Here is a 24014-nt window from a genome sequence, read left to right on the forward strand (position 1 = left end):
AGCCGAAGCGACCCGCCCGGACGGTGCGGAGCCCTGGATTGCTTTCGCTGAGCCTCGCAAGGACGCGGGAAGAGACCGAAGCGATCGAACGGAAATCGTATCGGAACCCACAGCCGGACCGTCGAGAAATCGCTGTCCGAGAAATCGCTGTCGAAGCTGCCCCGCGCATCCGTCCGGGCTCAATCTCCGGTATGATGCGCGGGACGACGGGCGCCCGTTTCCGGGCGGCCCGACTTCGGCGACGTGGCATTTTTCAGCACGACATTTCGGTAGAGAGGCAATCGGACATGCTTCAGCATTCGCGGATGAAGTATTCCGGCTGTCCGCTCTGCGAATCCACCGCGTTTCAGCCGGTCAGGACCGCGAGCGTCGCCGGTCATCCGCGCTACAAGCTGGAGTTGCCCGCCGAGCTGGTCTGGATGGCGTGCACGGCCTGCGGCCACGAATTCGCCGAAGGCTACTTCGACGACGCGGCCCTGGCGCTGATCTTCAGCGAATCGAATACCGGCCAGCAGGTCGGCGAGGGCTACGAGCAGGCGCGCTGGATCGCCGCGCGGATGGTTCAGCGGGTCGCCCGCCATGTCGGCGAGGGGCGCTGGCTCGATGTCGGGTTCGGAAACGCCGCCCTGGTCTTCACCGCCGACGAGTTCGGCTACGAGGCCGTGGGGCTCGACCTGCGCGAGCAGGAGGTGGCGACGCTGAGACGCCTGGGCTTCGAAGCCCATTGCAGGCTCATGGAGGATTTCGAGGCGAGCGAACCCTTCGACGTTCTCAGCCTCGCCGACGTGCTGGAGCACATGCCGTTCCCGAAGACGGGTCTGACCGCGGCACGGCGTCTGCTGCGCCGGGGCGGCGCCCTGCTGGTCTCGATGCCGAACGCCGACGCCTTCGTCTGGCGCGGAATGGCGGCCAATCCCTATCACGGGGAGATCGAGCACTATCACAACTTCGGGCGCAGGCGCCTCTACGACCTCCTGCGGGAAGCTGGCTTCGAACCCTGCGAGTACGGGGTCAGCGAGCGCTACCGCGCCTGCATGGAAGTCATCGCCCGCCGGACGTGAGCGGGACGCCGCTACGCCGCGACCAGCAGCGCGATGCCGGCGATCCCCGACAGGGCCAGCCGCAGCCGTCCCATCCAGACCGGGACCATGCCGCGGCGGGGAAGGTCCTGATCGACGATGCCCCACAGCAGTACGAGCGCCCCGAGGATCCAGAGATCCCAAGGGGGCGGGGCCGCGAGCGCCGCCCAGGCCAACAACGAGGGCACGATGGCGAGCCCGTAATCGCGCCAGCCGGCCTCCCGGGCCGCCGCCGCCCCCCAGCGGATCCCGCCGAGGAAGGAGGCGATCACCGCGCCGTAGGCCGAGAGGATGGTGCGGGGCGACAGGCCGATCGTGCCGAGCCCGCCATCGGACCCGCTGACCGACAGGGCGGCGAAGCCCACGAACGGGATCAGCCCCGCGATGCCGAGAACCACCGCGCTCGCGGGAACCGTGCTCAGCCGCCCCATGCCGTCTCCCCGCTCGATCCGCCGGATCGACATCACTCGGTCGCAACGCCCCCCGAAGGCCCGAAGGCGGCCGGCCGGCGGCGTTGCCGTGGAGCCTTCTAAACGCGCAGATCCGCCTTGGTCCCGCAACCGGGACCATTTGTTGCAGTGCGGCCAGGGGAGGTGGCCTGGGGAGTTGGCCTGGGGAGGGGGCATGGGGAGAGCGAATGGCGCGGGGACATCGTCCGCGCGGGCATGGCTCTTGCCGGGGCGGACCGGCAGGATGCGCTCACCCGGTCCGCACGAGCTCACCGACTCCATGCCGCTTCGCCCCTCGGACCCGAGACCCGCCCTGCGCCGGCTGCGCGGCGCCTCCACCGATGCCTGGACCACTTGGCGCCGACGGACCCTGTTCCTGGCGGGGGGCATCTGCGTCGGTCTGGCGGCGGTCCTCATGGCCAAGGCGGCGGATGCGGCGCAGGAGGGCTTTCGCCACGCACTCCATCTCTCGCCGGCCCTGGCGCTGCTGCTCTGCCCGGCCGGGTTCGCGCTGGCGGCGTGGCTGGCCCGGACCGTCTTCCCGAACGCGCAGGGCTCGGGCATCCCGCAGGTCATCGCGGCCCGCGCCCTCGACGATCCGGGGGCGCGCCACGCCCTGATCTCCCTGAGGGTCGCGGCGGGCAAGATCGTCGTGATGTGCCTCGGCCTGCTCTGCGGGGCCTCGATCGGGCGCGAGGGGCCGACCGTGCAGGTCGGCGCGGCGATCATGGCCGCCTTCGGCCGCCTCAGCCCCGAGCGGATGCGGGGCCTGCTGCTCGCGGGCGGCGCGGCCGGCGTCGCCGCCGCCTTCAACACGCCGCTGGCCGGCATCGTGTTCGGCATCGAGGAACTGGGGCGCGCCTATGACAGCCGGGGCAGCGCGCTCATCGTCGCCACCATCGTCGCGGCCGGCCTGACCTCGCTCGCGATCCTCGGCGATTACAGCTATTTCGGCACCACGGATGCCCGCCTGACCCTCACCGCCGGCTGGCTCGCCGTGCCGATCCTCGGCGTGGCCGGCGGCCTCACGGGCGGATTGTTCAGCCGCATCGTCATCGCCTTCGCGCGGGGGCTTCCGGGCCGGGCGGGCCGCCTCGTCGGCCGTCACGCCGTCCTCTTCGCCGCCCTGTGCGGTCTCGGTCTCGCGCTATGTGGGCTCGCCTCCGGCGGCACCGTCTACGGGACCGGCTACGAGGAGGCGCGGGCGATCCTCCACGGCGCGGAGGCGCCGCGCTGGGATTTCGCCCCGCTGAAATTCCTGGCCACGGTGCTCTCCTCGATCAGCGGCATCCCCGGCGGGCTGTTCGCCCCCTCGCTCGCCGTCGGCGCCGGCCTCGGCGCGGAGGCGAGCCTGCTGCTGCCCCACGTGCCGGTCGGTGCGCTCGTGCTGATCGGCATGGTGGCCTACCTCGCCGGGGTGCTCCAGGCGCCCATCACCTCCTTCGTCATCGTCACCGAGATGACCCAGGACCACGCCATGATGATCCCGCTGATGCTGGCCGCGCTGATCGCGGACGCGGTGTCGAAGGCGGTCTGCCGCGGCGGCCTCTACCACACCCTGGCGGAGGTGCTGGTGCGGCGCGCGGCCGAGCCCGGCGCCTGAAGCATGGGGCGCGGCGGAACGCCGCCGCCCCTTGGTGGTTATTGCTCCGCTTTCGTTTCGGAGTGAACTGCCATGACGCTTCTCAAATGGGCCGCCATCGCCTTCGTCATCTCGCTCGTCGCGGGTGCCCTCGGCTTCACCGGCATCGCTTCCGGCGCGAGCTCCATCGCCCGCATCCTGTTCGGCCTGTTCCTCGTGCTTGCCATCGTCATCGTGGTGATCGCGCTCGCCGTCGGCCAAGCGGTCTTCTGAGCCGGTGCGCCTCGACGGCCGCACCGCCCTCGTCACCGGCGCCTCCTCCGGGATCGGCGCCGAGACGGCCCTGGGGCTCGCGCGCCTCGGGGCGCGGGTCGGCCTCGTCGGACGCGATCCTCGCCGGACCGAGGCAGCCGCCGCGCGCATCCGCCGGGAGACCGGCGGCGCGGCGGAGGTCTTCGTCGCCGATCTCGCCTCGCAGGCCGAGATCCGCCGCCTCGCGGGCGCGGTGCGGGCACGCTACCCCTCCCTCGACATCCTCGTGAACAACGCAGGCGCGATCTTCAGCGAGCGCAGCCTGACGGTGGACGGGATCGAGCGGACCTGGGCGCTCGATCACCTCGCCTACGTGCTGCTGACGCACGAACTGTACGGGGCGCTCGCGCCCGGTGCCCGCATCGTCAACCTCGCCTCGGCCGCCCATACGCGCGGAAAAATCGACTTCGACGATCTCGGGGGCGAGCGGCGCTATTCCGCGATGAAGGCCTACGCGCAGGCCAAGCTCGGCAACGTGCTCTTCACCTCTGCCCTGGCCCGGCACCTTTCGGGCAGCGGCATCACCGTCAACGCGGTGCATCCGGGCGTCGTGGCGAGCAACTTCGCCAAGAACACGAGCGGCGTCCTCGGCTTCGCCTGGGGGTTGATCCGCCCCTTCCTGATCTCGCCGCAGGACGGCGCCAAGACCTCCCTCCACGTGGCCACCGCCCCGGAATTGGAGGGCGTGAGCGGGCGCTACTTCGCGAAATGCCGCGAGACGCCGTCCTCCGCCCTCAGCCGGGACGAGGCCCTGCAGGAGCGGGTCTGGACCCTGAGCCGGCGGCAGGTCGGGATCGAGGCGGGCGGCGTGTAGTCGGCGCGCTACCCTCTCCGGAGGGCGGCGCCCGATCGCTTCCGCTCCACCTGGGGGAGGGGCGATCTCGCCAAGCGTCCCGTACGGCCTTCGCAATGACGACGTCGCTGACGTTGCCGTCACTGCGAGGCGAAGCCGTGGCAGTCCAGGGCTCCGCACCACCCGGAGAGGTCGCGCCCTGGGTCGCTTCGGCTCCGCCTCGCGATGACGAGAGCGGGGCAAGAGCCGAGGCGATGGACCGGAGACGAGATCAGAAGTGGCTGAACGAGGTCCGCGCGAAATCCATCGCGCGTCCCTCGCCGTCGAGGAAGAGCGGCGGAGCGTCGCCCGGCTCGACGCTGCCGATCTCCGCCGCCGGCACGTCCGCCGCCCGCGCCTCGGCGAGGAAGGCGGGGAGGTGTTCCGGCGCCACCGCGCAGAGGATCTCGTAATCGTCCCCGCCGGTCAGCGCCGTGGCGAGGCGTTCGGGCGCAAGGGCGACGGCCGCCCGCGCGGCCTCCGAGAGCGGCACCGCGGCGGCCTCGACCCGGCCGGTCAGGCCGGTGCCGGCGAACATCTTCGCCAGGTCGCCCGCGAGCCCGTCCGACACGTCCATGGCCGCGCGAGCGTAGCGCCGCAGGGCCGGTACGAGCGCCAGACGCGGGCGCGGATGCAGGTAGCGATCGCGCAAGGCGCGGCGATGGACGGGGTCCAGCGCCGGATCGGGCGCCAGATGCAGGGCGAGCCCGAGGGCGGCGTCGCCGATGCTGCCGCTGACGCAGAGCCGGTCGCCGGCCCGTGCCGCCTGCCGCCGCAGCATCGCACCCGCCGGCACCTCGCCGAAGGCGGTCACGCCGATCAGTGCCGGGCCGCCGGAGCGCACGGTGTCGCCGCCCAGAAGCGGACAGCCATGGGTGCGGCTCGCCGCGCCGAGCCCTTCGGCGAAGGCGGCGAGCCAATCCTCGGTCCAGTCGTCCGGAAGGGCCAGCGTCAGCAGGAAGCCGCGCGGGCTCGCTCCCTTGGCGGCGAGATCCGAGAGGTTCACGCCGAGCGCCTTCACGGCGATGGAGCTCGGCGGGTCGTCGGGGAAGTAGTGCACGCCGGCCACGATCGCGTCGGCGGTCACCACGAGGTCGTGGCCGGGGGTCGGCGTCAGGCTCGCGGCGTCGTCGCGCAGGCCCTCGGCGCCGGGGCCGGCGAGCGGCGCGAAGTAGCGCGCGATCAGCGCTTCCTCGCCCGCGCGCGCCATGCTCCTCAGCCCTTTTTCGGGGGCGCGGCCGGGATGCCGAACTCGGTGGAGCGGACCTCGCGGCCGACCCGATCGAGCACCGCGTTGACCATGCCGGGCTCGTCGCCGCCGTAGAAGCTGTGGGCGACATCGACGTATTGCGAGATCGCGGCACGGGCCGGCACGTCGCGGCGGAACATCAGCTCGTAGGCGCCCGCGCGCAGGATCGCCCGCAGCACGGCCTCCAGGCGGCGAAGCGGCCAGCCCTTGGCCAGCGCCGCGTCGAGCTTCGGGTCGATGGCGCGCTGCTCCTCGACCGCGCCGCGCAGCACGTCGCGGAAGAAGGCGGTCTCGGCCGGCGGGTGGACGACGCCGTCGATCTCCTGGCCGATCCAGTGCGCCTCGAACTCGGCCAGCGCCTCGATCACGCCCTTGTCCGAGATCTCCATCTCGTAGAGCGCCTGCACCACGGCGAGACGCGCCCCGGTGCGGGTGTTCGGCTTGGGTTGGGCCGGCGTATGGGCCGGTGTGGCGGCGGGCTCGCTCATCGGGCGGGTTCCAGCTTGGCGGCGCGCTTGATGGCGAGGAGGCTGAGCGCCGCCTCCGCCGCACCGCCGCCCTTGTTCATCTCGGAGACCCGGGCGCGGGCCAGCGCCTGCTCCATGGTCTCGACGGTGAGGATGCCGTTGCCGAGCGGCAGGTGCTCGGCGACGGAGAGATCCATCAGCGCGCGGGCGCTCTCGCCCGCGACGATGTCGTAATGCCCCGTCTCGCCGCGGATGACGCAGCCCAGCGCCACCACCGCATCGTAGGGGCCGCCGGCCTTGCGGCCGGCATCGAGCAGGATGGCGATGGCCGCGGGAATCTCCAGGGCGCCGGGCACCGTGAAGATCCGCGCCTCGGCGCCGACCGCTTCGATCGCCGCGCGGGCACCCGCGAGCAATTCGTCGGCGATGTCGTCGTAGTAGCGTGCCTCCACCACCAGCACGCGCGTGCCGGCGAGGCTCTCGAGGATGCTCCTGGGCGCGTCCGCGTTCCGGTTCTGGGATACCATACCTGTGCCGTTCCGGAGCGAGTGCGCGGATGTTGGGGCGGGCCGGAGGGTTAGCCCAAGTGCCGCGGGCTCGACAAGCGTCGGAGGCGTCGCGCGTCGCCCTCAGCCCTGCATCAATCCGCGCGCCTCGGCGAGGCGCGCGGCGTAGCGGGCCAGCAGATCGACTTCGAGGTTGATCCGGTCGCCCGCGCGGCGCTCCTCCCAGGTCGTCACCGAGAGGCTGTGCGGGATCAGCAGCACCGTAAAATCGGCCCCGGAGACGGAATTGACGGTCAGCGAGGTGCCGTCGAGGCAGACCGAGCCCTTTTCGGCGATGAAGCCGGCCAGAGCGGCCGGTGCCCGCAGGGTGAAGCGCTCGCTCGCACCCCAGGGATTGTCCTCCCCCGTCATCGTCTCGCGGGCGAGGATCTCGGCGACGCCGTCGACATGGCCGGTGACGAGGTGGCCGCCGAGTTCGTCGCCGATCTTCAGCGAGCGTTCGAGGTTGACCCGCGAGCCCTCGCGCCAGTCGCCGACCGTGGTACGGGCCAGCGTCTCGGCGGCGGCGTCCACGGCGAAGCGGCAGCCCGTGCCGTGCGGCTCGACCGCGACGGCGGTGAGGCAGGGGCCGGAGCAGGCGATCGAGGCGCCGAGCGCGATCCCGGCGGGATCGTAGGCGCTCTCGATGACGATCCGGCGCAGGCGCTCCCCGCCCTCCATCGAGACGACCCGGCCGACATCGGTGACGAGCCCGGTGAACATGTCAGATCCTCTCGTAGGTGAGCGCCGTGTCGGGGCCGAGCGCCCGCGCCTCGACCTCGGCCAGGGTGCCGTCGGCCAGACGGCGGGCGAGATTCGGCCCGACCGCGGGCAGCCCGCCCGCCTCGCCCAGGACGGCCGGGCCGGTGATGAGCGTGCAGGCATCGATGAGATCGTGCGCGGCGAGCGCATCGGCAAGCGCCGGGCCGCCCTCGCTGCAGATCCGGGTCAGCCCGCGCTCGGCGAGCGCCGCGAGAGCGGCGGGCAGGTCGATCCGGCCCTGCCCGTCGGTGGGCACGGCGGCGACCTCGACGCCGAAGGAGGCGAGCATCCGCCGGGCATGGGCGGGCGCGCCGCGCCCGGTCAGCACCAGGGTCGGCAGGTCGCGGGCGCCCCGCACGAGGTGGCTGGCGGGGTTGAGGCGCAGGCTCGAGTCGAGGACGATCCGCACCGGCGAGCGCTCGGCGAGCCCCGGCAGCCGCACCGTGAGCGAGGGGTCGTCCGCGCGGGCGGTGCCGATGCCGACCATGATGGCGTCGGCATGCGCGCGCCAGAGATGCACCGCCCCGTCCGCGATCTCCCCCGTGATCTTCAGCCGCTCGCCGGTCGCGGGGGCAGCAAAGCCGTCGCGGGTCCGGGCGAGCTTGAGATGCAGGCTCGGGCGCCCCCGCGTCATGCGGGTGAAATGGCCGCGATGGTCGCGGGCCGCCTCCTCCCGCAGGAGGCCGGTCTCCACGGTGATGCCGGCCGCGCGGAGCTGGGCATGGCCGCGCCCGGCCACCCGCGGGTCGGGATCCTCGATCGCCGTGACCACGCGGCTGACGCCGGCGGCGACCGTCGCGTCGGTGCAGGGCGGCGTGCGGCCGTGATGCGAGCAGGGCTCCAGGGTGACGTAGAGGGTCGCGCCGCGGGCCGCCGCGCCGGCCATGGCGAGCGCCAGCGGCTCCGCGTGCGGGCGCCCGCCCGGCGCGGTCACCGCCTGACCGACGATGCGGCCTTGGGCCACCACCACGGCGCCGACGCTGGGGTTCGGCCAGGTCCGGCCGAGATTGCGCCGCCCCAGCGCCAGGGCGAGGCGCATGGCGCGTCGGTCGAGCGCGGCCTGCGCGGCGGCGTCCACGGCCGTGCCCGTCACGTGCGGGGCCGGGCCGGCCGGCGGCGCGGCTTCACGGCCGCCTCGGGGGGAGGGGGCGCGGCCTCCGGTTCCCCGAGCGATGCGACCTCACCGTCGAGCCGGCCGCCGAGGGTGCCGAGCAGATCCTGGAAGTCCTGCGCCTCGCGGAAATTCTTGTAGACGGAGGCGAAGCGGACATAGGCCACGTCGTCGAGGCCTTTGAGACCCTCCATCACCGCCTCGCCGATGGCCTCGCTGGTGACCTCGCCCTCGCCGCCGCTCTCGAGCCGGCGGGTGACGCCGCTGACCAGCCGGTCGATCCGCTCAGGGTCGACCGGGCGCTTGCGCAGGGCCACGTCGACGGAGCGCTGGAGCTTGTCGCGGTCGAAGGGCACGCGCTTGCCCGAGCGCTTGAGCACCACGAGTTCGCGCAGCTGCACGCGTTCGAAGGTGGTGAAGCGTCCCCCGCAATCCGGGCAGACGCGGCGGCGGCGGATCGCGGCGGAATCCTCGCTCGGCCGCGAATCCTTCACCTGCGTGTCGGGCCCCCCGCAGAACGGACACCGCATCGCGCGCTCACCACCTCGTCCCGAAGGCCCGGCCGGGCCGCTTCGTCTCTCCTCTGCCCCAGCCGGCGATCAAATGCCAGAACGGGCGAACCGTACGGCGAGAGCGAGCGGCGCGAGACGGTCGCGTCGGGAAGGCCGGCTCCGCCGCAACCGGGTGACCGCTCCGGGCTCGGCCGGAGACGGCGCCGATGGCGACCCAAGAACCGATTGCTGACAAAGAAAAAGCCGCGGATCCCGGGGATCCGCGGCCGCACCGGCCCGTATCCGGGCCGGTGAACGTCGTGGTGAGGCTTAGCTGTAGATCGGGAAGCGGTCGGTCAGGGCGTGGACCTTCTCCTTGACCGCGGCCTCGACGGCCGCATCGCCGCCCTCGCCCTTCTCGGCGACGCCATCGAGTACTTCGACGATCAGCGAGCCGACCTGCTTGAACTCGGCGACGCCGAAGCCGCGGGTGGTGCTGGCCGGGGTGCCGAGGCGGATGCCGGAGGTGATCGTGGGCTTCTGCGGGTCGAACGGCACGCCGTTCTTGTTGCAGGTGATGTCGGCCCGCGAGAGCGCCGCCTCGGCCGCCTTGCCGGTGAGGCCCTTCCGCTGGAGATCGACCAGCATCAGGTGGTTGTCGGTGCCGCCCGAGGTGATGTCGTAGCCGCCCGAGATGATGGTGTCGGCCAGCGCCTTGGCGTTGTCGATCACCTGCTTGGCGTAGATCTTGAACTCGGGCTTGAGCGCCTCGCCGAAGGCCACCGCCTTGGCGGCGATGACGTGCATCAGCGGGCCGCCCTGGAGGCCGGGGAAGATCGCCGAGTTGAACTTCTTGGCCAGAGCCTCGTCGTTCGTCAGGATCATGCCGCCGCGGGGCCCGCGCAGGGTCTTGTGCGTCGTGGTGGTGGCCACGTGGGCGTGCGGGAAGGGCGAGGGGTGCAGGCCCGCGGCGACGAGACCGGCGAAGTGGGCCATGTCGACGAAGAAGAAGGCGCCCACGGAATCGGCGATCTCACGGAACTTGGCGAAGTCCCAATGGCGCGGGTAGCCCGAGCCGCCGGCGATGATCACCTTCGGCTTGTGCTCCTGGGCGAGGCGCTCGACCTGCTCCATGTCGATGCGCTGGTCTTCGCGGCGCACGGTGTAGGAGACCGGCTTGAACCACTTGCCCGAGACGTTCGGGGGCGCGCCGTGGGTGAGGTGGCCGCCGGCAGCGAGATCGAGGCCGAGGAAGGTATCGCCGGGCTGCATCAGGGCCATGAACACGCCCTGATTCGCCTGGGAGCCGGAATTCGGCTGCACGTTGGCGAAGCCGCAGCCGAACAGGCGCTTGGCCCGGTCGATGGCGAGGTCCTCGGCGATGTCCACGAACTGGCAGCCGCCGTAGTAGCGCCGGCCCGGATAGCCTTCCGCGTACTTGTTGGTCAGCACCGAGCCCTGAGCCTCCAGCACCGCGCGCGAGACGATGTTCTCGGAGGCGATCAGCTCGATCTCGTGCTGCTGGCGGCCCAGCTCCTGCGAGATGGCCCGGGCGATCTCGGGATCCGTCTCGGCGAGGTGAGCGGAGAAGAAGGTGTCGAGGTCGGTGGTGTCGGACGCGGTTCCGGCGCTCATGAGCGTAGCCTCTTTTCGTTGTTTACGGGCAAACCCACCCGTTCTCCCGCTGGCGTTCACGGGGGTGTTTTTCAGGCAGGATTACTACACGTCGAGGAAGGACAGGCCAAGCACAGGCATTTTTTTGCCGCCCTTCAAAATTTTTGAAGATACGAACCTGAGCTGCTGCGGCGCAGGCAGGTCAAGAACCCTCGCAAGATCTTCAACAAACGAAAACACCCGGTATGAGACCGGGTGTCGCAGCGCCGATCAAGTCGGCGGATCATCGGCCGCGCCCCGTTTCACCGAACTTAGGCGCAGGGCCGGGCGACGCTTGTGCGTTCGCGCCCGATCCTTGCCGAAAGGCGGCAAGGATCGGCTGGAGGCTCCGCCGTTCAGGCCTGGAGGCGGCTCTTCACGTCGCCGAGGCTGGCGCGGACGAGATCCTGGGCGGCGGCGCCCTGAAGGCGCTCCCGCAGGATCGTCTCGGAAACCTTGACCGCGGCGTCGGCGGCGGCGGCCCGGACCTGCGCGGTGGCGGTCGCTTCGGCCTGGGCGATCTTGGCCTCGGCGGACTTGGTGCGGCGGGCCACGAACTCGTCGAGGCGGCTCTGGCCCTCGGCGGCGGCGCGCTCGGCATCCTGGCGGGCGCCCGCCACGATGGCCTCGGCCTCGCGCTCGGCCTCGGTGCGGCGGCGCTTGTAATCGGCGAGGACGGCGGCGGCCTCCTCACGCAGGCGGCGCGCCTCGTCGAGTTCGTGGCGCACACGCTTGGCGCGGTTGTCGAGTCCGCTGGTCATCATCGAGAAGCCACCGACCCGCCAGACGATGACCAGGAACGCCACGAAGGCGACGGCGACCCAGAATTCGGCGGTCAACAACATGTCGGTCTCAAACCCTTGGTCGGCCTTGCGCCCGGCATGCCGGGACGGGGTCGGAACGGAAGAGCGGGGCCGGCGCGGGGCCGGCCCGCCGGATCAGTGGGTCGCGGGCGTCGCGTCGAGGGCGCGGTTCAGGGTCGCCTGATCGGGCGCCTGACCGGTCAGCCGCTCGACGATCGCGGAGGCGGTCTCGCCGGCGATCGAGCGGACGTTGCCCATGGCCTCGGTCGTGCGGGCACGAAGCGTCGCGTCGGAGGCCGCCAGGCGCTGGTTCAGCTCGGCCTCGAGGGCCTTGCGCTTGGCGTCGGCTTCCGCGGAGAGCGCGTTCCGGGTGTCCTGGGCGATGCCCTGCGCCTTGGCCTGGGCCTCGCGCAGCGACTGCTCGTAGGCGGCGCCGGCGGCATCGGCCTCGGTCTTCATGCGCTGCGCCTCGCCGAGATCGGACGCGAGGCGGTTGGAGCGCTCACCGAGGATCGCCTCGATGCGCGGCAGCGCGACCTTGGACATGAGGTAATAGAGCAGGCCGAAGGCCAGCGCGAGCCAGATCAGCTGCGAGAGGAAGGTGTGGCTCTCGAAGGGCGGGAAGGCCCCGCCATGGCCGCCGGAGGGCTGCTCGGTGTGGGTATGGGGGCTTCCGGGCGGAACGATCGTCGTGTCCGCGTTCGGAGAGGGAGTCGTGAGGGGATTCTTCTGCTCGGCCATGGCCCTGTCCGGTGACGTCGGAAGGCCGGCTCCGCGGGCGGAGCGGCCGGATCAACGAGCGGGGGAGCGCGGGGCGGACCCGGCGGGCGAAACACCCTGGGCCGGCCCGCGCTCCCCCGGAAACGTCAGACGGCGAAGAGGAGCAGCAGGGCGACGAGCAGCGAGAAGATGCCCAGCGCCTCGGTGAGCGCGAAGCCCAGCAGCAGGTTGGTGCGCTGGCTGTCGGCGGCCGACGGGTTGCGCAGGGCGCCCGCGTAGAACTGGCCGAACAGGTTGCCGAGGCCGATGCTGGCGCCCGCCATGCCGAGGCAGGCGAGGCCGGCGCCGATGTACTTCGCAGCGACGGGATCCATGAAACACTCCTGAAGTTCGAACGGGGTTCGTTAGGGCGGAAGGGTCCGGCCGGGGTGATCAGTGGCCGGGGTGGAGGGCGTCGGCGAGATAGACCGCCGTCAGCGTCGCGAAGACGTAAGCCTGGAGGGCCGCGACGAGGAACTCGAGGGCCGTCAGCGCGATGGTGAGCGCGAGCGGCAGGGGCGAGAGCACGCCCCAGGCGCCGGCCACCAGGAGCTGGACCACGAAGAAGGCGAAGATCTTCAGCGCGATGTGGCCGGCCAGGATGTTGGCGAAGAGACGAACCGAGAGGCTGATCGGACGCGACAGGAACGACACGATCTCGATCGGCACCATGATGAGGAGCAGCGGCTTGGGCACGCCCGACGGCACGAAGACGCCGAGGAAGTGGGTGCCGTGCTTGGCCACGCCGTAGATCACCACGGTCAGGATCACCACCAGCGCCAAGCCGAAGGTGACGATGAGGTGGCTGGTGACGGCGAAGGCGTAGGGGATCATCCCGAGCAGGTTCAGGATGAGCACGAACATGAAGAGCGAGAACACGAGCGGCAGGAAGCGCTTGCCGTCCGCGCCGGTGGCTTGGTGCACCGTGTCCGCGATGAACTCGTAGAGCGTCTCGGCCAGCGCCTGCAAGCGGCCCGGAACGACGGCGCGGCCGGAGGTCGCCACGATGGTCAGCAGCGCGATGATGCCCACCGCGGCGAACATGTAGAGAGCCGATTGCGTGAACGCGAGCTGCTGGTTGCCGATGTGACCCAGCGAGACGAGCGGCTGCAGCTCGAACTGGTGGATCGGGTCGATACTGACCGCCATGTGCCCGCTTCCGCCCCTTATTGTGTCGCGCGTGGAGCCAGGCGGCTCCCCTCTCGCGCGTCGCCCTTACACGATGCCGGGCGAGTCTCAAGACCCTAGAGGCTTCTTGGAGACCCTTACCGGCGATCTTTTCCCGCTTTGTTGCCGCTGAAGCCGCTGATCCGCATGACGTTGTAGATCCCCGTCACGAAGCCCAGCATCAGCAGCACGATCATTCCCCAGGGCTTGGTCCCCAGAAGATGATCGGCGATGTAGCCGAGGATTCCACCGGCGATCACGCCCGCGATGAACTCGGTCGAGAGACGCATGGCCTGACCGAGCGGGGCTGACCCGCCGGACGTGCCGGTGCGCGCAGCTTCGCCGGAAGCGGCTTTGGGCCGCTTTCCCTCGAGCTGCGTCTCGAGACGCTTGAGCCTCGCGGAGAGATCGCCTTCGGCGGGCGCCTTTTCCAGCCCGCCCCCGGGCTCCGTCGGGCCGCCGCTCACGGGCGACCCCAGACGTCGTCGGGAGCGGAGGGAAACGACAGGCCCCCTCGGCGCGGCGCACCATAGTTTCGCCAACCTTGAGTGTCAAGGCGACCCGGCCGCTCATTAAAGCATTGATTAATCATAAGATTTCTTGCTTTTCCACGGCCTTCTGCGGGGCCGCCCGGACGCTCGCGATCAGGCGCCCAAGATCGGCTTGATGATCTTCTCGATCTCCTCGATCGAGAGCGCGCCCGCGCGCTTCTCGCCGTTGATGAAGAAGGTCGGCGTCGATTCAACCTTGAGGGTTTCGAGGCCCCGGGTCTTCACCGCGTTGATGGCGGCATAGGTCTTCTGATCCTTGAGGCAGGCCTCGAACTTCTCCTTCGAGAAGCCGGCCTGACGCAGCAGCTGCTCCAGCGCATCCACGGGTGATTGGGGCTTGCGCACGAAGGCCCAGTTCGCCTGCTGGTCGAAGAGCAGATCGGTGATGGGATAGTACTTCGCCTCGCCGTCGCAGCGCGCCAGCATGAAGGCGGCGGTGGCGAGCGGATCGAGCGGGAATTCGCGCAGGGTGAAGCGGACCTTGCCCGTGTCGATGTAGCGCTCCTTGAGCACTGGCCAGGTCGTGGCGTGGAAATGCGCGCAGTGGGAGCAGGTCATCGAGGCGTACTCGATGATCGTGACCTTGGCGTCCGCCGGGCCGAGCCAGACGTCGCCGAGGGGGCCGGGCTGGAGGAGGGCGGCCGCGTCGGCCGATTGCGCCAGCGCCTCGGCGGAAAACCGGGGCAACAGGGCGGCCGCGCCGATGGCGAGGCCGGTCATCTTCAGGGCGTCGCGCCGGGTGATCATGGCTGGGACGGGCTCCGTTGGCGGGCCACCCACGGCCCGATGACGCTCAGAATAGGACGGAACGGCTCCGTCCGACCGCCGGACGCGTCGCCGCACGGCGTGTCTCGAGAGCCGCTTATCACGGCGCCGCGCGGCAGGCACGCCCCCGGACGCCAGCCCGACGCGCTGTCCCGGGCGCCGCTCGCCGGCATGTGGACGGGGCGAGGCGGCTAGACCATCGTGCCGGATATCGTATCCGGCACGATGGTCTAGCCTCTTGTTTCGCATCGTCTTGTTCCAAAAGCCGGCGGCCACCTTTCGGGACGATGCTCTAGCGCGGCCCGGTCGCCACCACGGCGACGCCGAGCCGGTCGAGGGCGTCGCGCAGGCGATCCTCCTCGATGCGCGCGACGGCGAGCGCCACCTCGCCGCGCCGGGCCGGATCGAGGGCGCGCGGCGGCTGGCGCCGGGCGGCGCGGTGCAGCCGGTCCTGGCGCAGGACGATCTTGCCGATGCAGGCCCAGCCGTAATGCGCGTTGACGCGCTGGATCACGATCGGCGCGAGGTGCTGGAGTTCGAGGGCGAAGGCGCCCTCCACCCGCACCACGAGGGTTCCGGGCTCGGGCCGCCCTTCCGCGTCGCGGCGGGCGCGGCGGGGCCATTCGAGCTTGACCGGCTGGCAGGCGTCGGCGAGGCGCGTGCCCACGATGTCCGGCCAGGCGGCGAGGATGTCGGAGGAGGCAAAGCCCTGCGCGGCGAAGGCCGGGCCGATGCAGCCCTCGATCAGTTCGCTCAGCGGTTTGACGCGCGCCATCGGCACCCCGGACACCGGGCGGCGCGCGGTGGGCGCCTCCCTCCGCGCAAGACTACCCGAAATACGGCCCGCGCGGGAGTCGGGCCAGGCAGGCCGCGGGTCTCGCACGGACGGTCGAGACGACCCGAGGAAGCAACCCCCAAAGCCGGGTCAGACCTCGACCAAGGTCTCGAACCCGCCAAAGATCAGGCGCTTGCCGTCGAAGGGCATCGTCTCCGGCGTGCAGGTCATGCGCGGGTCCTTCATGACCCGGGCGTTGGTCTCGTCGCGGGCCTGCCGCGAAGCGTGCAGGATCCAGGAGAACACGACGACCTCGTCCTCCTTCGCCTGGACCGCGCGGGGAAACGAGGTGAGTTCGCCCAAGGGCACGTCGTCGCCGACCGCCTCGACCACCGCGAGCGCCCCGTATTCCCGCCACACCTCCGCGGCGGTCTGGGCGACCTGCCGGTAGGCGTCGAGATTCGCCCGCGGCACGGCCAGCACGAAACCGTCGACGTAAGCCATATCCTGCTCCTTCCCCGGGTTTGCCCCTCAAGGACGCTTCGTCCGCCGTGGAGCCGACAGCACACCTCGGTTTTTCTCAAGGGTCGGCAGGATCGGAGCGCTTTTTCCGTTCGCGCGGGGCGGCTATGGACAGGCCATGCCCGCGCACGCCGCCTCGGCCGCAGACCTCCTCGTCTGGTACGACCGCCACCGCCGCGCGCTGCCCTGGCGGGCGCTTCCGGGCGAGCGGCCCGACCCGTACCGGGTCTGGCTCTCGGAGGTGATGCTGCAGCAGACCACCGTCGCGGCGGTGAAGCCGTACTTCGAGAAATTCCTGCGGCTGTTTCCCGACGTGACGGCGCTCGCCGCCGCGCCCGAGGAGGCGGTGATGTCGGCCTGGGCGGGCCTCGGCTACTACTCGCGTGCCCGAAACCTGCACGCCTGCGCGAAGTTGGTCGCGGCCGCGGGCGCCTTTCCCGACACCGAGGAGGGTCTGCGCAAGCTGCCGGGGGTCGGCGCCTACACGGCCGGCGCCATCGCGGCCATCGCCTTCGACCGGCCGGCGGCGGCGGTCGACGGCAATGTCGAGCGGGTGATGAGCCGCCTGCACGCCATCGAGACGCCGCTGCCGGCCGCCCGCGCGCCCATCCGGCTGCTCACGCAAGGGATCGTGCCGCGCGACCGGCCCGGCGATTTCGCGCAGGCGCTGATGGATCTCGGCGCGACGCTCTGCACGCCCAAGCGCCCCGCCTGCGCCCTCTGCCCCTGGATGGCGCCCTGCCGCGCCCGGGCCGAGGGCCTGCAGGAGACGTTTCCGCGCAAGCTGAAGAAGGAGAAGGGGACCCTGCGGAAGGGGGCTGCCTTCGTCGCCCTGCGCGCCGGCGACGGGGCGGTCCTGCTGCGCACGCGGCCGGCGGAAGGACTGCTCGGCTCCATGGCCGAGCCGCCGACCAGCGCCTGGCTGCCCGATTACGATCCGGCCAAGGGCCTGCTCGACGCGCCGCTGGACGCCCGCTGGAAGCGCCTGCCCGGCGTGGTGAAGCACGGCTTCACGCATTTTCCGCTCGAACTGACGGTGTTTCTGGCTCGCGTCGCCGCGGAGACGCGGGCGCCCGAGGGCATGCGTTTCACGCCCCGGGACGCGCTCGACGCCGAGCCCCTGCCGGGCGCCATGAAGAAGGTGCTCGCCCACGCGCTCGCCGGCCCGGTACCCGTGGCCGCCCCGATGCCGGCTCCGGTCCGGGAGCCCGATCTCGCCACGATGCCGGAGCCCGAGCCGCCGCCCCGGCGCGGGCCGATCCCGAAGCCCGCCTCGTCGCGCCCCTCGGATCTGGCGCGGATCGTCAAGAAGCCGCCCAAGCCGGTGCGGACGCGATAGTAGGCGTAGATGCATGGCTCTGCCCTGCACCCGCGAAAGGACTTGTCCTTTCGAAACCCAGACAAAAACTACGCCTCTATCCGCGCCCGCATCTCGCTGCGGTAGTCGTCGATGCAGACGAGTTTGCCGTTCCGCTCGGCGTGCCAGAAGGTCCAGCCGTTGCAGGCGGGCAGGCCCTGCACCAGGGCGCCGACCTTGTGGATCGAGCCCATGGCCGGCCCGACGCTGAGCTGGCCGTCGGGGCGCACGGTCGCCCGGAAGCGGCGGCGCTCGTCGGTGAGGCTCTCGCCCGGGCGGACGAGGCCCGCCTCGACGACGCTGAGGAAGGGGATCCGCGGCTCGGCCCGCTTCGGCGTCGCGAGCGCGAGCGAGGCGGCCGACAGCGTCTCGATGCTCTCGATCCGGGCGCGCGCCGCCGCGGCATAGGTCGCGTCGCGCTCGCAGCCGATGAAGTGGCGGCCGAGCCGCCTCGCCACCGCGCCGGTCGTGCCGGTGCCGAAGAAGGGATCGAGCACCACGTCGCCGGGATTGGTCGCCGCCAGCAGCGTGCGGGCGAGCAGAGCCTCCGGCTTCTGGGTCGGGTGGACCTTGCGGCCCGCCGCGTCCTTCAGCCTTTCCTCGCCCGTGCAGAGCGGGATGAACCAGTCGGAGCGCATCTGAAGGTCTTCGTTGCCGGCCTTCAGGGCGTCGTAGTGGAAGGTGTACTTGGCCTGCGGCGAGCGCGAGGCCCAGATCAGGGTCTCGTGCGCGTTGGTGAAGCGCTTGCCGCGGAAGTTCGGCATCGGGTTGGCCTTGCGCCAGACGATGTCGTTCAGGATCCAGTAACCGAGATCCTGCAACGCGCTCCCGACCCGGAAGATGTTGTGGTACGAGCCGATCACCCACAGGGTCGCGTTCGGCTTCATCACCCGGCGCGCGGCCTTGAGCCAGGCACGGGTGAACGCGTCGTAGGCTTCGAAACTGGAGAACTTGTCCCAGTCGTCGTCGACGGCGTCGACCACGCTCTGGTCGGGACGGGTCAGGCCCGCCTCGCCGAGTTGGAGATTGTAGGGCGGGTCGGCGAAGACGCAGTCGACGCTGTCCGCCGGCAGACGGTCCATCGCGGCGATACAGTCGCCGATCAGGATTTCGTCGAGGGGTAGGGTGTTGGGGAGACGCTGAACGGAGGGTGCAAGACCCATCCGCGGCGCCGACGCGATCCGCCCGGTACGCGAGACCTGATTCCGGGCGGTGGCGCCGACGACCGCGGTACGCGGGGAAGCCATGGCAAACACCGGTTACGCGACTGACAACCGGACTATGCCCCGATCACGGTAAAGGCCGGGTTTGCCGGCGCGCGAGCCCTGCGTCTCGATATGGGGCGGCAGTTTTTGCCGGGCTCATCCATGCAACAAATGCAAACCTGCGTCGCGCCTCGGGCAGCCGGCCGGGAAGCTCTGTCAAGGCTTATCCGCGCGCCGCGCCGTCGCCCACGAATGCTTGCGCGACAAGTTCTGAGCATTGAACGCCTCCCCCGCGCGATGCAGCCGTAAGTATTCAGTTCTTTCCGACACAGGCGGGCAGGAAACCGCGACCGATAGTCTTCTGCGGCGCGGCGGCCGGGCGCCGAAATCCACGTCTTATTTTGGCCGAGATCGGGCTCATTTTCCGCGGCGCTCAACGCATCGCAAAAAACAAGGGAATGCGATCCACGATGAAGGTCACCAACCGGTCCGTTGCCGTCTGCCTCGCCACCGTCATCGGCGCGTTCGTCGCGCTGCCCGCCCAGGCCCAGAGCGGCCAAGCCTCCTGGTACGGAAGCGGCCGCAAGACGGCCAACGGCGAGCGGTTCAACCCGAACGGATACACCGCCGCCCACCGCCACCTGCCCTTCGGCACCCGCGTGCGCGTGACGAACCGCGCCAACGGCCGCTCCGTGGTGGTGCGCATCAACGACCGGGGGCCCTTCGTCGGCGGCCGTGTGATCGATCTCGCCCGCGGCTCCGCCCGCGCCATCGGCATGTCGGGCACGAGCTACGTCTCGCTCAACGTGGTGCGCTGAAGCGCGCGACGCTCCAAGCTCTGGATGGCACGGAGACGTTGCCGGGGAACCGAGCCCTTCCCATAATCATCTTACGGTCGATGAAGGCCCGGGGCGGCAACCGCCTCGGGCCGCTTGCGATAAACAGAGAGCGTCAGATGGCGAAGCCGATGGTGGTCGAGATTCCGCACGAACTCGGCCGCGAGGAGGCCCGGCGGCGGATCGACGAGGGCACCGTCAAGGTGCGCGACGCCCTGGGCAAGAGCGGCATCACCATCAACGCGCTGAACTGGACCGGCGACCGCCTCGACTATTCCGTCACCGCGCTCGCCCAGACCGTGGACGGCCAGATCGATGTCGGCCAGGACATCGTGCGCGTCGAGGTGCGGATGCCGCTGCTGCTCTCGATGTTCGCCCAGAAGATCCAGAAGATCGTCGGCAAGGAAGGCAACAAGCTCCTCCTGACCAAGAAGTAGCGGGAACCCCGCGCGGCAGCCTCCGTTGGCGAGGGGCGGCGGCACGGTGCCCGCCGCCAGCGAGGTGCGTCTCCATGGCCAATCCCGGACAGATTCCGGAATCCCCCGTGCCCGGACCGGAAACCCCGAGCCCCGGCCCCGCCACGCCCGACGCACCGCAGGTGCCCGAGCCCGGCCCCGGCCCGGAGATCCCCGGTGGGACGCCCGCCGAAGCGCCGGGCGAGACGCCGACGGAGATTCCGGTCGAGAGCCCCGGCGTGCCGGACTCGACGCCGACCGGCCCGGCCAACCCGATCGCCTGACGATCCGAAAGGCGGGGGCCATCCAGGGCCCCCGCTTCGATTGTTCCCGACCCCGGCGGCTGCCATAAGCCCGCCATGGCCGTCACACCGCTTCTCACCCTCCAAGACGTCGCACTCACCTTCGGCGGCACCCCGCTGATCGAGCGGGCGGATCTGACCATCGCGCCGGGTGAGCGCACCTGCCTCGTCGGCCGCAACGGCTCGGGCAAGTCCACCCTGATGCGCATCGCCGCCGGCCTCGTCGAGCCGGACCGGGCCGTGCGCTTCGTCCAGCCGGGCACCACGATCCGCTACCTCGCCCAGGAACCGGATTTTTCGGGGTTCGAGACCACGCTCGCCTTCGTGGAGGCTGGCCTCGCACCCGGCGACGACGCGCATCGCGCCCGCTACCTGCTGGAGAGCCTCGGCCTCGACGGCACCGAGGATCCCCGCCGGCTCTCCGGCGGCGAGGGGCGCCGGACCGCGCTCGCCCAGGCGCTGGCGCCCGAGCCCGACATCCTACTGCTCGACGAGCCCACCAACCATCTCGACCTTCCCGCCATCGAGTGGCTGGAGGCGGAGTTGAAGCGCACGCGCTCGGCGCTGGTCCTCATCAGCCACGACCGCCGCTTCCTCTCGGCCCTCTCGCGGGCCACCGTCTGGCTCGACCGGGGTGTGACGCGGCGGATCGAGCAGGGTTTCTCCAGCTTCGAGGAGTGGCGCGACGCCTTCTTCGAGGAGGAGGAGCGGGACAAGCACAAGCTCGACCGCAAGATCGCCGACGAGGAGCACTGGCTGCGCTACGGCGTCACCGCCCGGCGCAAGCGCAACGTGCGCCGCCTCTCCGACCTTCAGGACCTTCGCAAGAAGAGCCGCGAGCACCGCCGCCCCGTGGGGCAGGCGGTGCTGTCGGCTTCCGAGGGCGAGGCCTCGGGCACGCTGATCGCGGAGGCGCGCCACGTCTCGAAATCCTACGGCGAGCGCCGGATCGTCCACGACCTGACCCTGCGCGTCCTGCGCGGCGACCGGCTCGGCATCGTCGGCCCGAACGGGGCCGGCAAGACCACGCTCATCAACCTCCTCACCGGAGCGCTCACGCCCGATTCGGGCGAGATGCGCCTCGGCACCGGCCTCAACATGGTCCATCTCGACCAGGCCCGCGCCGTGCTGGAGCCGAGCGCCACGGTGACGGAAGTGCTCACCGGCGGGCGCGGCGACACCGTCACGGTGGGCGGGCGCAGCCGCCACGTGATCGGCTACCTGAAGGACTTCCTGTTCACCCCCGAGCAGGCGCGCACGCCCGTGAGCGTGCTCTCCGGCGGCGAGCGCAACCGCCTTCTGATCGCCCGGGCGCTGGCCCAGGCCTCGAACCTGCTCGTGCTCGACGAGCCGACCAACGACCTCGACCTCGAAACCCTCGATCTGCTGCAGGAGATGCTGGGCGACTACGCGGGCACCCTGATCCTGGTGAGCCACGACCGCGACTTCCTCGACCGGGTGGCCGGTAGCGTGCTGGTGAGCGAGGGGGAGGGACGCTGGGTCGAGTATGCCGGCGGCTATTCCGACATGCTGGCCCAGCGCGGGCGCGGGGTGGAGGCACGCAGCGACTCGAAGGAGAGCAAGCCCTCCCGCGATCGGGCCGAGCCGCGGGAGAAGTCCGCCCGGGCGGAGCCGGCCGCGAGCCGGACCAAGCTCGGCTTCAAGGAGCAGCACGAACTGAAGACGCTTCCGGGCCGCATGGCCGAGCTGGAGGCGGGCATCGCCAAGCTGCGCGAGGTGCTGTCCGATCCCGGCCTCTACGGTCGCGACCCGGGCCGGTTCCAGAAGGCCACCGCGATGCTGGGCGCCGCGGAGACGGAACTCGCGGCGGCCGAAGAGCGCTGGTTGACCCTGGAGATGCTGCGCGAGGCGGCGGGGAGCTGAGTCCCGCCGCGGCGATCTCAACGCAGATCTCCGGGCAAACCCGGTCTTTAACCGGCTCATTATGGGGAAAACATTTTCCCAGCGGGGCGGATTAAGTTGCGAGGCTGCAACAGCTGCCGTCGAAGCCTCTTCGCAACGCTCCAAACACAGTCATCTCTGTTGCCCGTACGGCAACGCTCGCCCATGGTGCCGCTGCGGACGGGCAACCCCGCCGCGAGCCTGACCGACCCCACCGCGGGGCGGCCCCGGGCACCAAGAGACACAGGACGGGTTGGGCCGCGCACGGGACGGTGAGCGCTCCGCCAAAACAAGTCCGGTCTCACGGGTCTCGAAACTTCTGGAGGGTTCATCATGAAGCTCGTCAAGAGCCTTCTCCTCGGATCGGCGGCAGGGCTGACCATCGCGGGTGGGGCTCAGGCCGCCGACCTGCCGGTTAAGAAGGCCGTTCCGATCGAGTACGTCCGGGTCTGCACCGCCTACGGCGCTGGCTTCTTCTACATCCCCGGCACCGATACCTGCCTGCGCGTCTCCGGCCGTGCCCGCGCCGAGTATGGCTACATCGGCAGCGACAACCGTCGCGTCGTCGGCGGCGGCGACCTCTCCGGCTTCATCGGCCTCGCGCGCTTCAACTTCGACGCCCGCACCCAGACCGGCTACGGCACCCTGCGCGCCTTCCTGCGCCTCGACGCCGCCAGCCGCACGGGCAACACCAAGATTTCCTCCGGCACGAACCTGCGCAGCGGCAACGCCTTCTCCGGCACCGGCCAGGACGCGTTCGGCCGCATCCAGAACTTCATCAACGTCGACAAGGCGTTCGTGCAGTTCGCCGGCCTGACCGCCGGTCGCGCCTCCTCGTTCTACGACTTCTACGCCCACGACTACGAGATCATCGGCTCCTCGCTGGGCTCCGATCTGCCGTCCACCAACCTGCTCGCCTACACGCAGAAGTTCGGTGAGGGCTGGTCCGCGACGATCTCGATGGAAGATCCGAACTACCGCAAGAACCCGATCTACTCCGACTCCGTCCCGGCGGCGGCGGCGGGTGCGGGCGCGGGTGCCCTCTCGCAGGTCCTCACCACCGCTCCGACCCCGATCATCCTCAGCACCGACGCCGTGGGCAACGCCACCTCGGTTGCCTTCATCGACGCCGTGCAGCGCTCGCGTCTGCCCGACTTCGTCGGCTCGCTGCGCTACGACGCTCCGTGGGGTTCGGCTCAGCTCTCCGCCGCCGTGCGCGAGATCAACACCGGCGGCTTCCTCAACACGCTCTCCGCCGCAGGTCTCGGCACCATCAGCGCCGCAGGAACCCAGGCTCTGCTGGCCGCGCGCGGCATCAGCGGCGTCGGCCAGACCGAGTACGGCTGGGCGGTTCAGGGTGGCCTGAAGTTCAACCTGCCCTTCATCGCCCCGGGCGATGGTCTCTACCTCCAGGGTTCGTACGGCGAGGGTGCCTCGTTCTACACCGGCATCAACCGCTTCACCGCCGGCTACCTCAGCAACGCCTCGGTCTATGCCGGCAACCCCTTCAACCAGTACCTCGCCGACGCGATCGTGAACCCGCTGACGGGCCGGCTGGAGCTCTCCAACAGCTTCACGGCAGTGGCCTCGTACCTCCACTACTGGTCGCCGGAATGGCGCTCGGCCTTCTACGGCAGCTACGGTGAGATCTGGTTCTCCGAGGGTGCCCGCCAGGCCACCAGCCAGGCCAACGCCATCGTCGGCAGCCCGTCGACGATCGCGCCGCCCTCCTACCTCACCAACGGCCTCGGCTATAACCTCAGCCAGTCGCTGCGCGACACCTACCAAGTCGTCACCGGCGCGAGCCTGATCTGGTCGCCGGTCAAGGATCTCGATATCGGTGTCGAGGGCCAGTACATCCGGACGGGCGTCAAGAGCGGCCGCGTCTCCGACGGCGACAAGGGCGGCTTCACCGGCACCGGCGCCAACCAGATCCCGACCCGCACCGTCAGCAGCCAGGACGTGTTCCAGGCCCGCTTCCGGGTGCAGCGCGACTTCTAAGACGTGAAACGGCAGGCCTTGCGCCTGCCGTTTCAAACGACCGGTCTTCCGCCGGGTGCGGAGACCACCGACGACCGACACC

Annotated in this window: 27 protein-coding genes; 10 read left to right on the plus strand and 17 right to left on the minus strand. The window is 70.7% G+C overall.

Annotation, left to right across the window (positions count from 1 at the left end; all coding sequences use genetic code 11):
- The first annotated feature begins 287 nt into the window (after positions 1–287).
- Positions 288–1061 carry a class I SAM-dependent methyltransferase gene (locus tag ACPCJR_RS03905; protein ID WP_391510592.1) on the plus strand — a complete coding sequence of 258 codons (774 nt, stop codon included), beginning with the start codon at positions 288–290 and terminating at the stop codon, positions 1059–1061.
- An 11-nt stretch (positions 1062–1072) separates the two neighbouring features.
- On the opposite strand, the gene ACPCJR_RS03910 is transcribed toward ACPCJR_RS03905, so the two are convergent.
- Positions 1073–1510 (minus strand): DUF3429 domain-containing protein, encoded by a 438-nt coding sequence (locus ACPCJR_RS03910; RefSeq protein ID WP_331286341.1) that lies wholly within the window; start codon positions 1508–1510, stop codon positions 1073–1075.
- Between the two features lie 298 nt (positions 1511–1808).
- Here ACPCJR_RS03910 and ACPCJR_RS03915 point away from each other — a divergent pair, with 298 nt between their 5' ends.
- The 3 genes from ACPCJR_RS03915 (at position 1809) to ACPCJR_RS03925 (ending at position 4236) form a co-directional block, all read left to right on the plus strand.
- Positions 1809–3131, plus strand: coding sequence for a chloride channel protein (locus ACPCJR_RS03915; RefSeq protein WP_391511204.1), 1323 nt, complete (start codon positions 1809–1811; stop codon positions 3129–3131).
- Between the two features lie 72 nt (positions 3132–3203).
- Positions 3204–3383: a DUF1328 domain-containing protein gene (locus ACPCJR_RS03920; protein WP_009866949.1), complete on the plus strand. Its 180-nt coding sequence runs from the start codon at positions 3204–3206 to the stop codon at positions 3381–3383.
- 4 nt (positions 3384–3387) lie between these two features.
- Positions 3388–4236 carry an SDR family oxidoreductase gene (locus tag ACPCJR_RS03925; protein WP_391510590.1) on the plus strand — a complete coding sequence of 283 codons (849 nt, stop codon included), beginning with the start codon at positions 3388–3390 and terminating at the stop codon, positions 4234–4236.
- 250 nt (positions 4237–4486) lie between these two features.
- Here ACPCJR_RS03925 and thiL read toward each other — a convergent pair whose 3' ends face one another.
- From thiL to ACPCJR_RS04000, 15 genes are all read right to left on the minus strand, one after another.
- Positions 4487–5464, minus strand: a complete 978-nt coding sequence (gene thiL, locus ACPCJR_RS03930; RefSeq protein WP_391510588.1) for a thiamine-phosphate kinase — start codon at positions 5462–5464, stop codon at positions 4487–4489.
- 5 nt (positions 5465–5469) lie between these two features.
- On the minus strand, positions 5470–5991 hold the full coding sequence (gene nusB, locus ACPCJR_RS03935) for a transcription antitermination factor NusB (protein WP_391510587.1): 522 nt from the start codon (positions 5989–5991) through the stop codon (positions 5470–5472).
- Positions 5988–6497 carry a 6,7-dimethyl-8-ribityllumazine synthase gene (gene ribH / locus ACPCJR_RS03940; RefSeq protein WP_391510586.1) on the minus strand — a complete coding sequence of 170 codons (510 nt, stop codon included), beginning with the start codon at positions 6495–6497 and terminating at the stop codon, positions 5988–5990. The genes nusB and ribH overlap by 4 nt, the downstream gene beginning before the upstream one ends.
- Positions 6498–6599: 102 nt before the next feature.
- Positions 6600–7238: a riboflavin synthase gene (locus ACPCJR_RS03945; RefSeq protein ID WP_391510585.1), complete on the minus strand. Its 639-nt coding sequence runs from the start codon at positions 7236–7238 to the stop codon at positions 6600–6602.
- A gap of 1 nt (position 7239) precedes the next feature.
- On the minus strand, positions 7240–8316 hold the full coding sequence (gene ribD / locus ACPCJR_RS03950; protein WP_391511203.1) for a bifunctional diaminohydroxyphosphoribosylaminopyrimidine deaminase/5-amino-6-(5-phosphoribosylamino)uracil reductase RibD: 1077 nt from the start codon (positions 8314–8316) through the stop codon (positions 7240–7242).
- Positions 8317–8366: 50 nt separating this feature from the next.
- Positions 8367–8918 carry a transcriptional regulator NrdR gene (gene nrdR / locus ACPCJR_RS03955; protein WP_391510584.1) on the minus strand — a complete coding sequence of 184 codons (552 nt, stop codon included), beginning with the start codon at positions 8916–8918 and terminating at the stop codon, positions 8367–8369.
- Positions 8919–9209: 291 nt separating this feature from the next.
- Complete coding sequence (gene glyA, locus ACPCJR_RS03960) at positions 9210–10514, minus strand: serine hydroxymethyltransferase (protein ID WP_391510583.1); 1305 nt, start codon at positions 10512–10514, stop codon at positions 9210–9212.
- A 374-nt stretch (positions 10515–10888) separates the two neighbouring features.
- Positions 10889–11374, minus strand: a complete 486-nt coding sequence (locus tag ACPCJR_RS03965; RefSeq protein ID WP_391511202.1) for an ATP F0F1 synthase subunit B — start codon at positions 11372–11374, stop codon at positions 10889–10891.
- 96 nt (positions 11375–11470) lie between these two features.
- A complete protein-coding gene (locus tag ACPCJR_RS03970; RefSeq protein ID WP_391510581.1) occupies positions 11471–12076 on the minus strand; it encodes a F0F1 ATP synthase subunit B' in 606 nt (201 codons plus the stop codon).
- Positions 12077–12201: 125 nt separating this feature from the next.
- A complete protein-coding gene (locus tag ACPCJR_RS03975; protein ID WP_003601125.1) occupies positions 12202–12429 on the minus strand; it encodes a F0F1 ATP synthase subunit C in 228 nt (75 codons plus the stop codon).
- A 58-nt stretch (positions 12430–12487) separates the two neighbouring features.
- Positions 12488–13243: a F0F1 ATP synthase subunit A gene (locus ACPCJR_RS03980; RefSeq protein ID WP_017486420.1), complete on the minus strand. Its 756-nt coding sequence runs from the start codon at positions 13241–13243 to the stop codon at positions 12488–12490.
- Positions 13244–13359: 116 nt separating this feature from the next.
- Positions 13360–13728: an AtpZ/AtpI family protein gene (locus ACPCJR_RS03985; protein WP_391510580.1), complete on the minus strand. Its 369-nt coding sequence runs from the start codon at positions 13726–13728 to the stop codon at positions 13360–13362.
- Positions 13729–13905: 177 nt separating this feature from the next.
- Entirely contained in the window at positions 13906–14559 is a 654-nt protein-coding gene (locus ACPCJR_RS03990) for a DsbA family protein (protein ID WP_110349670.1), read from the minus strand.
- A 310-nt stretch (positions 14560–14869) separates the two neighbouring features.
- On the minus strand, positions 14870–15352 hold the full coding sequence (locus tag ACPCJR_RS03995) for a DUF721 domain-containing protein (RefSeq protein WP_391510579.1): 483 nt from the start codon (positions 15350–15352) through the stop codon (positions 14870–14872).
- A gap of 150 nt (positions 15353–15502) precedes the next feature.
- The gene (locus tag ACPCJR_RS04000) at positions 15503–15856 is read right to left on the minus strand and encodes a DUF1428 domain-containing protein (protein WP_391510578.1); all 354 of its coding nucleotides are present in this window, start codon (positions 15854–15856) and stop codon (positions 15503–15505) included.
- Between the two features lie 136 nt (positions 15857–15992).
- Between ACPCJR_RS04000 and mutY the strand changes: the two genes are divergently transcribed.
- Positions 15993–17213 carry an A/G-specific adenine glycosylase gene (mutY, locus tag ACPCJR_RS04005; protein WP_391510577.1) on the plus strand — a complete coding sequence of 407 codons (1221 nt, stop codon included), beginning with the start codon at positions 15993–15995 and terminating at the stop codon, positions 17211–17213.
- A gap of 68 nt (positions 17214–17281) precedes the next feature.
- Here the strand turns inward: mutY and ACPCJR_RS04010 are convergent, their stop codons facing one another.
- Positions 17282–18478 carry a site-specific DNA-methyltransferase gene (locus ACPCJR_RS04010; protein ID WP_391510576.1) on the minus strand — a complete coding sequence of 399 codons (1197 nt, stop codon included), beginning with the start codon at positions 18476–18478 and terminating at the stop codon, positions 17282–17284.
- A gap of 428 nt (positions 18479–18906) precedes the next feature.
- Here ACPCJR_RS04010 and ACPCJR_RS04015 point away from each other — a divergent pair, with 428 nt between their 5' ends.
- From ACPCJR_RS04015 to ACPCJR_RS04035, 5 genes are all read left to right on the plus strand, one after another.
- Positions 18907–19254, plus strand: a complete 348-nt coding sequence (locus ACPCJR_RS04015) for a septal ring lytic transglycosylase RlpA family protein (RefSeq protein ID WP_110349666.1) — start codon at positions 18907–18909, stop codon at positions 19252–19254.
- A 137-nt stretch (positions 19255–19391) separates the two neighbouring features.
- Positions 19392–19709: a polyhydroxyalkanoic acid system family protein gene (locus ACPCJR_RS04020; protein ID WP_391510575.1), complete on the plus strand. Its 318-nt coding sequence runs from the start codon at positions 19392–19394 to the stop codon at positions 19707–19709.
- 74 nt (positions 19710–19783) lie between these two features.
- Positions 19784–20011, plus strand: coding sequence for a hypothetical protein (locus tag ACPCJR_RS04025; RefSeq protein WP_391510574.1), 228 nt, complete (start codon positions 19784–19786; stop codon positions 20009–20011).
- A 75-nt stretch (positions 20012–20086) separates the two neighbouring features.
- Positions 20087–21913, plus strand: a complete 1827-nt coding sequence (locus ACPCJR_RS04030; protein WP_391510573.1) for an ABC-F family ATP-binding cassette domain-containing protein — start codon at positions 20087–20089, stop codon at positions 21911–21913.
- A gap of 351 nt (positions 21914–22264) precedes the next feature.
- Positions 22265–23932, plus strand: coding sequence for a porin (locus ACPCJR_RS04035; RefSeq protein WP_391510572.1), 1668 nt, complete (start codon positions 22265–22267; stop codon positions 23930–23932).
- The last annotated feature ends 82 nt before the right edge of the window (positions 23933–24014 follow it).

This window comes from Methylobacterium sp. NPDC097929 (assembly GCF_049543375.1).
GTDB lineage: Bacteria > Pseudomonadota > Alphaproteobacteria > Rhizobiales > Beijerinckiaceae > Methylobacterium.